General features: G+C 44.9%; 15 protein-coding genes and 1 pseudogene. 10 read left to right on the top strand and 6 right to left on the bottom strand.

What is annotated here, in order from left to right; all coding sequences use genetic code 11:
* Positions 1 to 41: 41 nt before the first annotated feature.
* The 4 genes from tilS to HOP38_RS12855 all read left to right on the top strand — a co-directional run bounded on the left by tilS (position 42) and on the right by HOP38_RS12855 (position 3,155).
* On the top strand, positions 42 to 1,355 hold the full coding sequence (gene tilS / locus HOP38_RS12870; protein WP_198558192.1) for a tRNA lysidine(34) synthetase TilS: 1,314 nt from the start codon (positions 42 to 44) through the stop codon (positions 1,353 to 1,355).
* A gap of 112 nt (positions 1,356 to 1,467) precedes the next feature.
* Positions 1,468 to 1,779 carry a c-type cytochrome gene (locus tag HOP38_RS12865; protein WP_031495636.1) on the top strand — a complete coding sequence of 104 codons (312 nt, stop codon included), beginning with the start codon at positions 1,468 to 1,470 and terminating at the stop codon, positions 1,777 to 1,779.
* Between the two features lie 119 nt (positions 1,780 to 1,898).
* The gene (glnB, locus tag HOP38_RS12860; protein WP_031495634.1) at positions 1,899 to 2,237 is read left to right on the top strand and encodes a nitrogen regulatory protein P-II; all 339 of its coding nucleotides are present in this window, start codon (positions 1,899 to 1,901) and stop codon (positions 2,235 to 2,237) included.
* A gap of 66 nt (positions 2,238 to 2,303) precedes the next feature.
* On the top strand, positions 2,304 to 3,155 hold the full coding sequence (locus HOP38_RS12855) for an endonuclease/exonuclease/phosphatase family protein (protein WP_107307139.1): 852 nt from the start codon (positions 2,304 to 2,306) through the stop codon (positions 3,153 to 3,155).
* 62 nt (positions 3,156 to 3,217) lie between these two features.
* Here HOP38_RS12855 and HOP38_RS12850 read toward each other — a convergent pair.
* Together HOP38_RS12850 and gloB are read right to left on the bottom strand one after the other, a co-directional pair.
* A pseudogene (locus HOP38_RS12850) lies at positions 3,218 to 4,615 on the bottom strand (LysM peptidoglycan-binding domain-containing protein); the annotation flags it as partial.
* A gap of 241 nt (positions 4,616 to 4,856) precedes the next feature.
* Positions 4,857 to 5,615 (bottom strand): hydroxyacylglutathione hydrolase, encoded by a 759-nt coding sequence (gene gloB / locus HOP38_RS12845; RefSeq protein ID WP_198558190.1) that lies wholly within the window; start codon positions 5,613 to 5,615, stop codon positions 4,857 to 4,859.
* 38 nt (positions 5,616 to 5,653) lie between these two features.
* On the opposite strand from gloB, the gene HOP38_RS12840 reads away from it, so the two are divergent.
* Positions 5,654 to 6,394 (top strand): class I SAM-dependent methyltransferase, encoded by a 741-nt coding sequence (locus tag HOP38_RS12840; protein WP_038227875.1) that lies wholly within the window; start codon positions 5,654 to 5,656, stop codon positions 6,392 to 6,394.
* 29 nt (positions 6,395 to 6,423) lie between these two features.
* Here HOP38_RS12840 and rnhA read toward each other — a convergent pair whose 3' ends face one another.
* Positions 6,424 to 6,888, bottom strand: coding sequence for a ribonuclease HI (gene rnhA / locus HOP38_RS12835; protein WP_038227874.1), 465 nt, complete (start codon positions 6,886 to 6,888; stop codon positions 6,424 to 6,426).
* A 57-nt stretch (positions 6,889 to 6,945) separates the two neighbouring features.
* Between rnhA and dnaQ the strand changes: the two genes are divergently transcribed.
* Both dnaQ and HOP38_RS12825 read left to right on the top strand, forming a co-directional pair.
* Positions 6,946 to 7,692: a DNA polymerase III subunit epsilon gene (gene dnaQ, locus HOP38_RS12830; RefSeq protein WP_171390418.1), complete on the top strand. Its 747-nt coding sequence runs from the start codon at positions 6,946 to 6,948 to the stop codon at positions 7,690 to 7,692.
* Positions 7,693 to 7,701: 9 nt separating this feature from the next.
* Positions 7,702 to 8,946, top strand: coding sequence for a TIGR03503 family protein (locus HOP38_RS12825; RefSeq protein WP_198558189.1), 1,245 nt, complete (start codon positions 7,702 to 7,704; stop codon positions 8,944 to 8,946).
* Positions 8,947 to 9,032: 86 nt separating this feature from the next.
* Here HOP38_RS12825 and fadE read toward each other — a convergent pair whose 3' ends face one another.
* Entirely contained in the window at positions 9,033 to 11,477 is a 2,445-nt protein-coding gene (fadE, locus tag HOP38_RS12820; protein WP_006072835.1) for an acyl-CoA dehydrogenase FadE, read from the bottom strand.
* A gap of 317 nt (positions 11,478 to 11,794) precedes the next feature.
* Here fadE and lpcA point away from each other — a divergent pair, with 317 nt between their 5' ends.
* Positions 11,795 to 12,370 carry a D-sedoheptulose 7-phosphate isomerase gene (lpcA, locus tag HOP38_RS12815; RefSeq protein ID WP_006072836.1) on the top strand — a complete coding sequence of 192 codons (576 nt, stop codon included), beginning with the start codon at positions 11,795 to 11,797 and terminating at the stop codon, positions 12,368 to 12,370.
* A 50-nt stretch (positions 12,371 to 12,420) separates the two neighbouring features.
* Positions 12,421 to 13,263, top strand: a complete 843-nt coding sequence (locus tag HOP38_RS12810; protein WP_006072837.1) for a class II glutamine amidotransferase — start codon at positions 12,421 to 12,423, stop codon at positions 13,261 to 13,263.
* 84 nt (positions 13,264 to 13,347) lie between these two features.
* On the opposite strand, the gene purN is transcribed toward HOP38_RS12810, so the two are convergent.
* Both purN and purM read right to left on the bottom strand, forming a co-directional pair.
* Positions 13,348 to 13,986 (bottom strand): phosphoribosylglycinamide formyltransferase, encoded by a 639-nt coding sequence (purN, locus tag HOP38_RS12805; protein WP_006072838.1) that lies wholly within the window; start codon positions 13,984 to 13,986, stop codon positions 13,348 to 13,350.
* Positions 13,987 to 13,990: 4 nt separating this feature from the next.
* Positions 13,991 to 15,031 carry a phosphoribosylformylglycinamidine cyclo-ligase gene (gene purM, locus HOP38_RS12800; protein ID WP_031495244.1) on the bottom strand — a complete coding sequence of 347 codons (1,041 nt, stop codon included), beginning with the start codon at positions 15,029 to 15,031 and terminating at the stop codon, positions 13,991 to 13,993.
* A 245-nt stretch (positions 15,032 to 15,276) separates the two neighbouring features.
* Here purM and upp point away from each other — a divergent pair, with 245 nt between their 5' ends.
* Entirely contained in the window at positions 15,277 to 15,903 is a 627-nt protein-coding gene (gene upp, locus HOP38_RS12795; protein WP_006072840.1) for a uracil phosphoribosyltransferase, read from the top strand.
* Positions 15,904 to 15,907 lie beyond the last annotated feature (4 nt).

The following is a 15,907-nucleotide window of genomic DNA, read 5'->3' as shown; positions in this document are numbered from 1 at the left end:
GCGAGATGCTCGCCTTTTTTTATTTAACCTAGGAAGAAACCATGACTCTGTACCAGCAATTTTCTCAAGTGCTTGATGAACAGAAAGTGATGCATGGCAAGATCATTGTTGGATTTAGTGGCGGGGTGGATTCACGTGTACTGCTGCGATTAGCAGCAAGGTATAGCAAACAGCATTCAATAACCTGTTTAGCGGTACATGTGCATCATGGATTAAGCGATAACGCAAATGAATGGCAAGTTCAGTGTGAGCGTTGGGCTCAAGAGGAGGCCGTTGAGTTTACCTGCGAGCGCGTAACATTGTCGCAAGACTCGGGAGAAAGCCTTGAGCAGTTGGCGCGTCAAGCTCGGTATCAAGCACTGCGTCAACATATGCAGAGCGGCGATATTTTGCTTACGGGTCAGCATCTTGATGATCAAGCTGAGACCATGTTACTGGCCTTAAAACGTGGTAGCGGACCCAAAGGGCTCTCTTCGATGGCCTCTTCAATGAACTTTGGCTCGGGGAGGTTAGTTCGTCCACTCTTAAATATTGCACGACATGATATTGAGCGCTATGCGCAGCATGAGCAATTACAGTGGGTCGAGGATGAAAGTAATTCAGACACTCGATTCGACCGTAATTTTCTTCGTCAATCTGTCTTACCCGTATTGAATCAGCGCTGGCCTAGTTTTGCTAAAGCTGCAAGTCGCAGTGCGCGCTTATGTGCGAAACAAGAACGGTTAATTAAAGAGTTACTATTGCCTGAACTTGAAGTATGTATGAATGAGTTCCAAGGGCTGAGTATTTCCACGATGTCATCACACTCTATTTTAAAGAGAGAACAACTACTTAGACTGTGGTTAGAAGCCAATACTTCGTTGATGCCTACTGAGGTGCAGTTTCGCAAAATTTGGCAAGAAGTGGCACTAGCTAAGCAAGATGCTAACCCGGAAATGAATTTGGCTGGTGGAGCGATTAGACGTGCTCAGGGGCATCTATATTGGGTTGAAGCTTATAAAGATGTCAGCGATTGGCAACAATCATGGTTAGATAAAGACATGTTAGTGTTGCCAGATAACTTAGGCGTATTAAAGTTGGTTTCACCGAGCAAAGACGCAAAGATGACACTAGACCGCCAAACGTTGAATAGGTCGTTAAAAGTCATTTTCAACCCTGAAGGTTTGAGTGCTCACCCCCATGGACGAGCAGGATCTCGTAAGTTAAAAAAACTGTTCCAAGAGCTGAAAATACCTAGCTGGCAGCGACGTAGAATCCCAATTCTAATACAGGATGATAAGGTCGTTGCTGTTGGTAACTTATTTGTAGATAAAGCATTTTATGGTTCAGATTGTGAACTTGTATGGGACAAGTGACCACATTTCATGTCACAATCGTATACAATAATAAAGCGCCAGAAATGGCAAAGCGCAAACTAGAGTACACGCTGTTATCTGGCTTATATGGAAATACACAGAAGGTAAAGCAATGAAAAATATGGTAATTGGTGCAGTATTGGCTGCAGGCCTATTGAGTGGTACGGCGATGGCCGCTGACATTGAAGCTGGTAAGGCAAAAGCAGCGATTTGTGCCGCTTGTCATGGTGCTGATGGCATCGCAGTTATTCCAGGTTACCCAAACCTTAAGGGACAAAACGAGCAGTACTTAGCAACTTCTATCAAAGCGTACAAGAATAAAGAACGTACAGGCGGTTTGGCTGCTGTCATGCAAGCTCAAGCGTCAATGCTGAGCGACGAAGATATTGCCAACGTTGCTGCTTATTACGCTAGTCTGAAATAATCGCATTATCGATTTACTATTAAGAGACCCGAAGATTGCCTTCGGGTTTTTTGTTTTCGTTGATTGTTGGCGCAGCCTGCCAGATAATGGTGTCAATCAATGAGGTTTAAGGGAAGAACATGAAAAAGATTGAAGCGATTATCAAACCATTCAAACTTGATGACGTCCGTGAAGCATTGGCAGAAGTGGGCATTACAGGTATGACCGTATCTGAAGTAAAAGGTTTTGGTCGCCAGAAAGGTCACACAGAGCTTTACCGCGGTGCTGAATACATGGTCGACTTTTTGCCAAAAGTAAAATTGGAAATTGTCGTATCAAGTGACGTGGCTGATCAATGTGTGGAAACCATCATTGAGACCGCTCAAACGGGTAAGATTGGTGATGGTAAGATTTTCATCACTGATATCGAACGTGTAGTACGAATTCGTACTGGCGAAGAAGATGAAGACGCTATCTAAGTCGAATCTCAAAGAATCATAAAGGAGTAGGTAACTGCTCCTTTTTCGTTTTAGAGAAGAGGTATTATGAAGTTAAAGTGGGTACTGCTTACTGGTGTCGCTATTGTGGGAATGACAGTGGGTGGTTTTCAATCGGTATTTACCGTGCGAGAAACACCAGAAATTACCAGTATTAAGGATAGCCAAGTTCAAACGGAGCTAAAGTGTTACCGCAATGACCATCCAGTTGCGTTGGACGAGTCCGGACACTTGAATATTTTGGTTTGGAATATTTACAAACAAAATCGCGAAAACTTATTGCCCGAACTTACTCGTCTGTCCGAAGACCGACAATTGGTCCTACTTCAAGAAGCCAGCCTCGATGATACATTTTTAGATTGGTTACAGCGCTCGGACTGGGGGAGTAATCAAGTTAGTGCATTCAAAGCATTTGATGTCTCTTCTGGCGTACTTAATTTAAGCCGTACCATGCCTTCAATCGCTTGCGCGAATCTGCAAACCGAACCTTGGCTAAGATTACCTAAATCAGGCTTGTATGCGGAATACGCACTGACGAATGGACAAACTTTAATCAGTGTGAATCTGCACTCTGTAAATTTTACGATAGGAACAGAAGAGTATAAGCAACAACTCGAGTCCTTCAAGCAAGTACTCGAGAAGCATCAAGGACCACTGCTAATAGCAGGGGACTTCAATAGTTGGAGTGAATCACGACTCTCCGCGTTAAAACAAGCCCTACATAAATACCATATTAAAGAGGTCGAATTTCAACGTGATAACCGTAAGCGATTTATCACTGGTTTACCTTTGGATCACATTTTTTATCGTGGAATGGAACTGACAGGACAGCGCGTTCCTGAATCTGATGCCTCTGATCATAATCCTCTACTTGCTGAGTTTAGGATTGTCTCTAAGTAATTGAACCAATGAGGTGGTCAGACATTAAAAAAGCGGCGTAAACGCCGCTTTTTTAATGAGAACTAAGCACTAGTTTTGGTGACATCAACGTAGAGTTTCAGTTTTTGGCCCGGCTTAAGATATTTCTGTTTCTGAAGGTCGTTCCATTTAACAACATCGTTGGTACGTACTTTGAATTTCTGTGCAATACCGCTGATGGTATCCCCACTTCTTACAGAGTAGAAAACGGTGCGGATAATCGCGCCATCACTCGCATTTTTCCAGATTACGAGTTCCTGCCCAACTCTTAATGTGTCACGAGGCCCCATACCGTTCCATTTTGCCAACGATTGGTGAGAAACTTTATTTGCTCTGGCAATCGACCACAAACTGTCACCACTGGCAACTTTGTGGGTCACTTTATAGTTACCACGAGATGTTGATTGTGTTTTTGCCAAGCGATTTGCTGCGCTTAATGAATAGGTTGATTCATCTTTGGTTGATGTCGGAACGAGAAGATACTGGCCCGCGCGAATATTGTTGCCTTTTAACCCATTGGCACTGCGAATTACTTGCGTCGTTGTCTGGTGGTCTCGCGCAATCACACTCAATGAATCACCTGACTTTACTTTATAACGCACAAGACGCATCCCTTTACCGCGATTCTGTTCCAGTTCGAAGCGGAACTTATCTAAAGTCTCGATAGGTAGCAGTAATGTCTGAGGGCCATCTGGTGCAGTTGCCCATTGGTTGTATGCAGGGTTATAACTTTGCAGTTCCTTAATCGAAATGCCGGCATATTTGGCTGCAATTGCAAGATCGAGCTGTTCATTAGGGTCGACCAATTCCAACACAGGCTTGTTTGCGATTGGTGGAATGTCGACACCATACTTTTCTTTGTTAGCCAGAACATCAGCTAGAGCCAGCAACTTAGGGACATAGCTGCTAGTTTCTTTCGGTAAATCGAGAGAGAAAAAGTCCGTTGGCTTGCCTAAGTTACGATTTTTTCGAATCGCACTGTTTACTCGACCACCGCCACTGTTATAGGCCGCGATCGCGTGATTCCAGTTGCCATCAAAACGTTTGTTCAACTGAGTCAGATAATCTAAAGCGGCTTGAGTCGATGCGGTAACGTCACGACGACCGTCATACCAGTAGGTTTGGTCTAGGCCGAACGCTTTTCCTGTTGCAGGGACAAACTGCCATAATCCTGCGGCGCTGCCATGAGAATAAGCGAAGGCATCAAAGGAGCTTTCGACAATAGGCAGTAACGCAAGCTCTAATGGTAGGTTACGTGCTTCTATTTCTTCAGTAATCAAATATAGGAAAGGCTGAGCGCGCTGTGAGACTGTTCTCAAGTGGCTAGGGTGTTTAATATACCATTCGCGGTAATAGTCCACTTTAGCGTTGTCTGGAATCTCCATTTTTAGCTGCATAGCGATGCGCTGCCATACATCTTCTTGCTCTTGTGGCGTTAGTGCTTTTGCTGGAGTTGGAGTATCAACGGAAACGGGCTTTGTTGTATTAGTGGTTGCTGTTTCTGCAGGAGAGTTGGTGGGCTTTGTTGTGGTGTTGCTTGAATCTGGCTGTGTCATCTGACAACCGGCCAGCAACAGGGCTAAGGCCCAACTGTATTTCTTATGCATTTTGTTTGCTACAACCTCTAATTTGAACGGTTGTGCATAATACTAATACGGATTGGGCCAAACAAGCAGCAAAACGTTAAAATTCGTTTTTCCACTCACGTAATGCTGTAAAAGTTGATAGGGGATCATTATTGACAGTTCGGTTTGCTACCGAGCTCACAACTTCTGCTTGAGTAGTTCGTAAAAATGGATTGATGCGCTTCTCTATGGAAATCGTGGTTGGCAAGGTTGGGAAACCTTTAGCGCGTTTCTGATTGGCACCATCTCTGTACTCATGAAGGAACTCATTATGGGGCTCTACGGCCATGGCAAAGGCGAGGTTACTAAGTGTGTATTCGTGAGTGCAGTACACTTCCGTCTCTTCAGGCAGTAGAGTGAGTTTTTGCAGCGAATTGTACATTTGCTCTGGAGTGCCTTCAAAAATGCGCCCACAGCCCGCGGAGAACAGGACATCGCCACAAAATAGCTTACCGTCGCCTACATAGCCAATATGATCGAGCGTGTGGCCCGGTAAATTGAGCACCAAAAACTCTTCATTGAACAAGTTGATACGATGTCCTTCACTGACATGGTGAGTAAGCTGTCCTATATTGGAATTCTCAGGGCCAAGAACGGTGATCGTCGGGTATTTTTCTACCAGTTTCTCTATGCCACCAGTATGGTCCCAGTGGTGATGGGTAATCAATATCGTGACTAACTCAAGTTGATTGGCTTCTAAATATTCGATCACCGGTTCAGCATCTCCTGGATCGACAACGGCGCACAAGTTCTGGTTATTTTGAATCAGCCAGATGTAATTATCGTTAAATGCAGGTATGCTTTTGATATGTAACATTGTTGTTTCTCCAGTTCAGTATGGGAGAGAGCGCGTAAATGAAGCCAGCACGCAGCAAGAAAAAAGTTGATCATCCCCATTCTTGGGAAGAGCTTGCCAACGGTCAATGGGTCTCTGAATCTATTCAAACGAGGCTTGATGAGTGGTGCCCCAAGTTCTTTGGCTATCATATGCTAAAACTTGGAGGACTGAGTTGTGAACTCACAAGCTGCAATTGCAACATTCAGCATCAAGTGAACCTTGATTCTAAGAACCCTCTGCACAATGTTATCGCTGACCGCTACGAATTACCATTCTTAGAGAAGAGTTTTGATGCTGTTGTAATGTCGCATCAACTTGAGTATGCCGAAGACCCCCATCGCCTACTGCGTGAAGTGGATCGAGTGATGATCGATGATGGTTACCTTATCATTACTGGCTTCAACCCTATGAGCTTCACCGGTCTTGCTAGCTTGATGCCTTGGAGAAAGAACAATTTCCCTTGGAGTGGCCGCATGTTTACGCCAAATCGGATAAAAGACTGGTTAGGGGTACTCAATTATCAGGTCGTCTATGCGGATACTTATGCGCTGTTTCCTATGAAACGATATCGGACGATGTGGACGTGGTTAGAAAGCAGTATTGGTGACTGGGCGTCGCCCATGGGAAGCTTGTATTTTATCGTAGCGAGAAAGCGAACCTACCCGCTTAAACCGATAAAGCCGCATTGGCGTCTAAAGAAAAAGCTAACACCGGCCAGTGTTAGCTATCGTACTGCAGATAAAAAGCAAAGCTCGTAAGCAAGGGAAAGCTTTAAGCGGGAGGAACCTTAGCTTGGTTGATAGCCAGTGTCTTCTTCTGTTGGGTTTTCTGCAGCAGCTCTTGCTAGTTCATCACACATTTCATTTTCTCTATGACCTGCATGACCTTTCACCCAGCGCCAGTCAATATCGTGCCGTGCAGTCTCTGAGTCGAGTGCTTTCCATAGGTCCGCATTCTTAACGGGCTTCTTATCTGCGGTTTTCCAACCACGTTTTTTCCAGTTGTGTATCCACTGGGTAATCCCTTGTCGAACATACTGACTATCTGTGGTTAAGATAACGTTGCAAGGCTCTTTAAGTGTCTGAAGTGCAACAATGGTTGCCATCATTTCCATGCGATTGTTTGTTGTCAACGTATAGCCTTTGGCTAACGTCTTTTCGTTCTGTTTGTACCTTAGGACGATTCCATAGCCGCCGGGACCAGGATTACCCAAACAAGAACCATCTGTGAAAATTTCAACCTGCTTCGTCATGATTTGATACTATATAGCTCAGTAAGTTTATCTACATAGTCTGACATACAAAACATCATGAATACCAGTCTCAATTCAGAACAACGCAGAATAGTGGTACTCGATACCGAAACAACAGGTATGAACCGCGAAGGTGGTCCTCACTACATGGGGCATCGAATCATTGAAATCGGCGCGGTGGAAATCATCAACCGTAAACTGACTGGTCGCCATTTTCACGTCTATTTAAAGCCTGATCGTGAAATTCAACCTGATGCTATCGACGTTCACGGTATCACTGATGAGTTTCTATTAGATAAACCGCTCTACCATCAAGTTCACGAAGAGTTCTTAGACTTTATTAAAGGCGCAGAACTTGTTGCCCACAATGCGCCGTTCGATGTGGGCTTTATGGACTACGAGTTTGAGAAGTTAGACGCTTCGATTGGTAAAACGGAACAGTACTGTAAGGTTACCGATACGCTTGCGATGGCAAAACGCATGGCGAACATGCCGGCAAGAAAGAACCTCGACTCGTTAGCAAAACACTACACCATAGATACGTCTGCTCGTGTTCTCCACGGCGCTTTGCTCGATGCGGAGATCTTGGCGGATGTATATTTGGCAATGACGGGTGGCCAAACTTCGATGCAATTTAATGCGGGACAGTCCGATGGGGACGAAAGTGGTGGTGAAACCATTAAGAGGCTCACAACGGGAAGAAAATCGCTAAAGATCTTGCATGCTTCTGCCGATGAAATAGAAGCGCACAATTCGCGTTTAGATATTGTTGAAAAAGGTGGCAGTTGTCTCTGGCGCCTGTAGGAGAGAAACATGCAGAGGATTATTTTTGCGATGGCGTTATGGTTATCGCTGACAGTTGGTGCATTCGCGACTGAGTCCTCAATGTCATTTCTTGATAACCGTTTTCGAGTTGACCAAACGGTGGAACGAATCACTTTTTTGGTTTATCGACAGGATAACTCTAAGCCGGTTACGCTAGTTCGCCCTGACGGTAAAAAATACTACGCTTGGCGTCATCCTGAAAACGTTCACTGGATTGAAGAGCCTAGTGTCGATGTCATTTCAATCGAAAAGCCAATGCCAGGCCCTTGGCAAGCCATTGGCAAAGTCACGCCCAAAAATAACATTCAAATCATTTCTCAGCTGTCTTTAAAAGCTGACACCCTGCCACAGCGTATTTATCAAGGTGAGAAGTTAAAGTTTACTGCCCGACTCATGACCGATGGCAAGCCGTTAATTGTTGAGAACATCCTCGACCGTGTGAACCTTAAAGTGGTGATGACGCGCTATTTAGAATCTCAAGAACAAACGGATAACAAGGTGCGCCCGGTACCTATTGTCATTGGTGAGTTTTATGATAACGGTGAAGGGTTGGATGAGCGCGCTGGAGATGGTGTGTTCACCGTTGAGCTACCTATTGAACTTGAGCCCGGGAAATACAATGTTCGAATTACTACAGGCAATGGGGTGTTTTTACGCGCTCTAGAGCAAGAAGTGCTGATTTACCCGACGCCATTTTCTAGCAAATTTATCCAAGGCGATGATAAGAAACCACATCAAATTGTAGTTCGCGGTGAAGTCGCGACGATTGAAGCTGGTAGTTTGGCCACCTCAATTGAACTGCAGTCCCCTGATGAGTCAGAGCAGGTCGTGCAACACCAAGCGGACGCAGGTAAAAACGATGTCACCTCGTATTTTAACGACTTACATCAAATGGGGACCTATCATTGGACTGGCCATGTGTATGCCAATGAGGCTTCCACGGGGCGTTCGTTAGTGTTTGATCTTCCAATGCGTACCTTCAGTGTTGTCGGGGCTTTGGATTTAGAAAAAGCCGAGGAAATGCAAGTGGCGGCACGAGAAGCGAAGAAAAAAGCGGAACAAGAAGCGCAAATCCTTGCACACAGAGAACAAGTGAGAACTCGAGCAATACTGGCCATCGTGATCGGCAATCTAGTGCTTATCGTGGTGGGTGGAGTCATCTGGTGGTTGGTTCGACGTAAGCGAGCCATTAAGGCTTCACTACCAGAAATGCAGTTAAATATGCCGCGTTAGTTTAGTAACGGTAATGACATAAAAAAGGGTCAGCAATTGCTGACCCTTTTAGCTATTTGGAATGATCAATTACCTAGAGTGATCAATTACGCGACTTCTTCCATTGTCGGGTAGACAGGCTTTGCTGCTAGCTCCTCTGGAGCAAAGTCATCAACGTTTATAGTGTACAGGCGATGTGCTTCTGCAGTAATAAGCAAGGTCGCCTCATCCTGAGTGATTAGGCCTTTCTCTAAACCTAGTGCTGCGACTTTATCAAGCTGCGTAAATGGACGACGCTGCTCAAGCGCTTTACACACTTTAGTAAACACAGGCTCAGCACGTAGAATGATATCAAGCGCTTGCTCAATACGACCTGCCGCATTGAACTCGGTTGGTTCTAGGTATTGACCACGACCCAAACGGCTTCGAGCTCCACAAGGGGTTTGTAAGATACGAGCCACTTGGCTATCAAGCTTATCTGAAGGCGCTTTGCGAACTGTGCCCAGTGGCAAGACGATAAAGCGCATCAAACGACCAATCGCTTTATTAGGGAAATTAGCCAAGAAATCGTCCAACGCTTTTTCAGTTTGCATTAGGCTATCTTGTAGACCCCAATGAAGAAGCGGTAAATCTTCGCTGTTACGGCCTTCCACGTCATAACGTTTCAATGCTGCACTGCTGAGATACAACTGACTCAAAATATCACCAAGGCGCGCCGATAAGCGTTCTTTACGTTTTAGTGAGCCACCAAGGACCGCCATAGACACATCTGACAGCAATGCTAGGTTGGCACTGTAACGGTTCAACTGTTGATAATAACGTTTTGTTGCGTCTTTCTGCGGCGTTGATGAACCACGACCATCAGTAAGACCGAGCCAGAAACTACGTACTAAATTACTAATCGTAAATGAAACATGGCCAGCAAGGGCTTTGTCGAATTTATCAACAGCATCATTGGCGGTAGAGTGCGCAGCATCCATTTCCGTTAAAACATATGGATGACAACGAATCGCGCCTTGACCAAAGATGATCATTGAACGAGTAAGAATATTGGCACCTTCTACCGTTACTGCAATAGGTGAACCCTGATAGCCGCGTGCTAAGAAGTTCGATGGACCAAGGCAAATGCCTTTACCGCCAACAATATCCATAGCATCGATAATGCTTTGTTGACCACGGTGAGTACAATGATATTTAACGATGGCAGAGATTACTGATGGCTTCTCGCCCAAGTCGATCCCTGTAACCGTAAGATGACTGGCTGCATCCATTACGTAAGCATTACCGCCAATACGCGCTAATGGTTCTTCAATACCTTCCATATGGCCGATTGGTTGTTTGAACTGACGACGGATACGAGCGTAAGCACCTGTTGCCAAAGCTGCTGTTTTGATACCGCCTGTTGAATTTGATGGTAACGTGATGCCACGTCCAACTGAGAGGCACTCAACTAACATACGCCAGCCTTGACCAGCCATTTTTTGACCGCCGATAATGAAATCTAGTGGCACGAACAATTCGTTCGCTGTTGTAGGGCCGTTTTGAAACGGAACGTTCAGTGGGAAATGACGGTTACCAATCTCTACACCTTTAAGGTGTGTTGGAATAAGCGCACAAGTAATGCCCAAGTCTTCTTTGTCACCTAGCAGGCCATCTGGATCTCGAAGTTTGAAAGCGAGACCAAGTACGGTAGCGACTGGAGCAAGCGTAATGTAACGTTTGTTCCATGTGAGCTTCATGCCCAAGACTTCTTTGCCTTCCCACTTGCCTTTACAAACCACACCAAAATCAGGAATCGAGCCTGCATCAGAACCTGCTTCTGGGCTAGTTAGAGCAAAACACGGAATCTCTTTACCGATGGCTAGACGAGGTAAGTAGTAGTCTTTTTGATCTTCTGTACCGTAGTGCTGAAGGAGTTCACCTGGGCCCAAGGAGTTAGGAACACCAACGGTAGATGAAAGTACACCCGACACGCCAGTTAGTTTTTGTAAAACGAGAGACTGTGCATACGCAGAAAATTCAAGGCCGCCGTATTTTTTCTTAATGATCATGGCGAAGAATTTGTGGTCTTTTAGGTATTGCCAGACTTCTGGTGGAAGGTCAGCCAGCTCGTGAGTGACTTGATAATCGCTCACCATCGCACAGACTTCGTTAACAGGACCGTCTAAGAAGGCTTGCTCTTCTGCGCTAAGTTTTGGCTGACTAATATTCTGTAGCTTTTGCCAGTTTGGCTTGCCTTTGAAAAGCTCTGCTTCCCACCAAACCGTACCCGCATCCAATGCTTCTTTTTCTGTCTGAGACATGGCAGGAAGCACTTTCCTAAATAGTTTAAGCGCTTTAGCAGAAATCAGTGATTGTCGGATAGAAGGAACACACAATACCGCTACCGTAGCAACGTACAACGCCCATATGATGGCGCCAAATACACCGAGTAGTGAACCTAAGACCATAGCAGCGGTCACGAGTAATAAAGATTTTGCCAGCGATGCTCGTTGGTAGAAACTGAATCCAACTGCGCCGAGCAAGGCGACGAGAGAGAGCAAGATGTCCATGATTGTTCCTTTATCTGGGTACTTATCGTTGTTGTAGTGGTTGACCGTTTTAGTAATACGTAAGGTAAGAGGTCGTACCAGTAGTAATTGTAACTCAATTATTGCACAAATGTAAATTTTCAAAAGTAATTACTCTAATTCGATTCAAAAATGAGAGCTTTGTATAATTTCCCAGCAGTTTCGAATGCGAAGCTATGAAAAACGAATCAGGGAGGGAGTTAGATGAGCCTATGCCTATCGACAGAATTGGGGGTTTATAGTTAAACTCAGGTAATCGCAACGACGCGTTGATGTCGGAAAATAAAGAGAATAAACCTATGTACCAAGATCTAATTAGAAACGAGCTTACTGAAGCGGCAGACGTACTAAACAAATTCCTGAGCGACGATCACAACATTGCGCAGATCGAAGCAGCAGCGAAAATGATTGCGGAATCATTCAAGCAAGACGGCAAGGTACTGTCTTGTGGTAACGGCGGTTCGCATTGTGACGCGATGCACTTTGCTGAAGAGCTAACAGGTCGCTATCGTGAGAACCGCCCAGGTTACGCTGGTATCGCCATTTCTGATCCAAGCCACCTTTCATGCGTTAGCAATGATTTTGGTTACGATTACGTATTTTCACGTTATGTGGAAGCAGTAGGTCGTTCTGGTGATGTTTTGTTTGGTCTTTCTACATCGGGTAACTCTGGCAACATTTTGAAAGCTATTGAAGCTGCCAAGGCAAAAGGCATGAAGACAATTGCCCTTACCGGTAAAGATGGTGGTCAAATGGCAGGTGTTGCTGATATTGAGATTCGCGTACCGCATTTTGGTTATGCGGATCGAATTCAAGAAGTACACATCAAGATCATTCATATTGTGATTCAATTGATTGAAAAAGAGATGGAATAATCTCAGTTTACTAGTGACATTATTGTGGAAGAAAAAGAGTAGGGAACTCAATGTGTGAATTGCTTGGCATGAGTGCAAATGTGCCAACAGATATCTGTTTCAGCTTTACCGGTTTGATTCAACGGGGTGGCAACACCGGTCCTCACAAAGATGGCTGGGGTATAACTTTTTATGAAGGGAAAGGTTTTAGAACCTTTAAAGATCCGCAACCGAGTTGTGATTCTAAAATAGCGGAGTTGGTTCAAAACTATCCGATAAAGAGTCGTGCAGTTGTTAGTCATATACGACAAGCGAACCGTGGTCAGGTTAATCTAGAAAATACGCACCCATTCACGCGTGAACTATGGGGGCGCTATTGGACATTCGCACACAATGGTCAGCTCAGTGACTATCAAGGGCTGGAAACTGGTCACTTTCGTCCAGTTGGCGAAACTGACAGTGAATTGTCATTTTGCTGGCTGCTGCGAAAATTGGATGAGCGCTTTCCTGAACCACCGCAAGACATGATGGCGATGTTCGCATACATTTCCGAATGTTGTGATGAGTTGCGAGAATACGGTGTCTACAACATGCTGTTGAGTGATGGTGAGTTTGTGATGACCTATTGCACTAACCATTTGTACTGGATCACGCGTAAAGCCCCATTTGGTAAAGCGACTTTACTTGATGAAGATGTGACGATTAACTTCCACGAAGAGACAACACCTAACGATGTGGTGACGGTTGTTGCGACTCAACCGCTGACTAGTAATGAGAGTTGGCATCGAATGAAGCCGGGTGAGTTTAACCTGTTTCATTTTGGGGAGTTAGTCGCCAGCAATGTTGATGAGTTAAAAGACGTGGAGTTTGCGGAGGCAAAGCCTGCAAGCCAAGCGCCTACTGAGCCGTTATAAGTCCACATCAAACTGGAACATAAGAAAAAAGCGAGTGATGGAATCACTCGCTTTTTTGATATTGACTCGTTGTGAGTTAGAGGGTTATTTGTCTGCGTAGCCTTGAGGGCCAAGTTCTAAACCATCCAACATCGCTTTGCTACCATCCATAGATAAGCGGCCTTCGACGAACCATTTTACAACCAGCGGGTAGATCTTATGTTCCTGACTTTGAACACGCTGTTCTAGTGTTTCAATTGTATCATCATCGAATACCGGTACTTTAGCTTGCAAGATAATTGGACCACCATCTAGCTTCTCAGTAACAAAATGGATACTGGTGCCATGGTGTTCATCACAGTTATCAATTGCACGTTGATGTGTGTGCAAACCTGGATATTTTGGTAACAGTGAAGGGTGAATGTTGATCATTCGTCCCATGTAGTGGCGTACAAACTCGCCACTTAAGATACGCATGTAGCCTGCTAAGACCAATAAATCAGGTTTGTGCACGTCAATACGACGCATCAGTTCAGCATCAAACGCTTCACGTGTTTCACTTAATTTTGGATCAAGGAACTCAGCCTCCGCTCCTGCTTTACGTGCACGTTCTAAGGCGAAAGCGGACTCTTTGTTTGAGAATACCGCTCGAACCTTGGCGTTTTCGATGGTGGACTCACAAGCGTCAATAATCGCCTGCAAGTTGGTACCATTTCCTGAAACTAAAACAACAATATTCTTCATGAAACTAATTGATCTCTACTTGCTCTTCACCAGCTTGTGCAGTCGCGATCTCACCAATTACCCATGCGTTTTCGCCTTCAGCTTTTAATAGTTCAACTGCTGCCTCTGCTTGATCTTTTGGCAGAGCAACAATTAGACCTACGCCACAGTTGAAGGTGCGGTACATCTCAAATGTATCAACATTACCTTTCTGTTGTAGCCAGTTGAAGATTGCTGGCCATTCCCAGCTCTTGCCATCAATCACAGCTTTTGTTCCTTCAGGAAGTACGCGTGGGATATTTTCCCAGAAGCCACCACCTGTGATGTGTGAGATTGCATGGATATCGTGTTCAGCGATCATTTTCAGAGCTGATTTGATATAAATTTTCGTCGGTTCTAGTAAGTGTTCACCAATTGTGCGTTCACCTAGCATCTCGTTTTTATCTGCGCCAGATACTTCTAAGATCTTGCGTACAAGAGAGTAGCCATTTGAATGTGGACCACTTGAACCAACCGCGATAAGTGCGTCACCGGCAGCGACTTTTGTACCGTCGATAACTTCTGATTTTTCAACGACGCCGACACAGAAACCAGCAACGTCGTAGTCTTCACCTTCATACATACCAGGCATTTCAGCCGTTTCGCCACCAATCAGCGAACAACCAGCTTGGATACAACCTTCAGCGATACCAGATACAACATCAGCTGCAGTGTCTACGTCCAGTTTGCCTGTTGCGTAATAGTCGAGGAAGAACAATGGCTCTGCACCTTGAACAATCAAGTCATTCACACACATCGCAACCAAATCGATACCGATAGTGTCGTGTTTGTTCATATCTAGAGCTAGGCGCAGTTTGGTACCGACACCGTCTGTTCCAGATACGAGTACAGGCTCTTTGTATTTAGTTGGCAGCTCACATAAAGCACCAAATCCACCGATGCCTCCCATAACTTCAGGGCGACGAGTGCGCTTAACCGCGCCTTTAATACGGTCAACTAATGCGTTACCAGCATCAATATCTACACCAGCGTCTTTATAGCTTAGGGAAGTGTTGTTTCCGCTCACGGGACAGTCCTCGATAAATAAATGGATGTGAAAAGCGGCGCTATTCTAACAGGGGTTTAAACAAAAAGGAAAACGTTTGCGTAAGAAATTACAAACTATTTTTGAGTGAGGGTAATCTGTTGATATAGGCAGGTTTAAGCGAGTAAATATGCGGAAAAAACACCATTAACCTATAATCTTGACTGAAATAGCAAAAGAAACCATGTATAATTTGCAGGTTTTGTTAAAAATTGCCGGAGTAGGACATGAAAGTTGTTGAAGTTAAACACCCTCTTGTGAAGCACAAACTGGGTTTGATGCGTGAAGGGGACATCAGCACAAAGCGTTTCCGTGAACTTGCTACAGAAGTAGGTAGCCTGTTGACGTATGAAGCGACCGCAGACTTTGAAACTGAGAAAGTAACTATTGAAGGTTGGAATGGTCCTGTTGAAGTAGACCAAATCAAAGGTAAGAAAGTGACCGTAGTGCCAATTCTTCGTGCTGGTCTAGGTATGATGGATGGCGTGCTTGAGCACATGCCAAGTGCACGTATCAGTGTTGTTGGTATCTACCGTGATGAAGAAACGCTGGAGCCGGTACCCTACTTCAACAAGCTAGCGTCAAACATCGACGAGCGTATTGCGCTAGTTGTTGATCCAATGCTAGCAACGGGTGGTTCTATGATTGCAACCATCGACCTGTTGAAAGAAAAAGGCTGTAAAGCAATTAAAGTCTTGGTTCTTGTTGCTGCTCCAGAAGGCATCGAAGCACTAGAAAAAGCCCACCCAGATGTTGAGCTATATACTGCTGCTATCGATGAGTGTCTGAATGACAAAGGCTACATCGTTCCAGGTCTAGGTGATGCTGGCGATAAGATTTTCGGTACTCAATAATTAA

Source organism: Vibrio mediterranei (genome assembly GCF_013364395.1).
In the GTDB taxonomy this organism is placed as follows: Bacteria; Pseudomonadota; Gammaproteobacteria; order Enterobacterales; family Vibrionaceae; genus Vibrio; species Vibrio mediterranei.
This window is presented reverse-complemented; position numbering and strand designations above follow the sequence as displayed.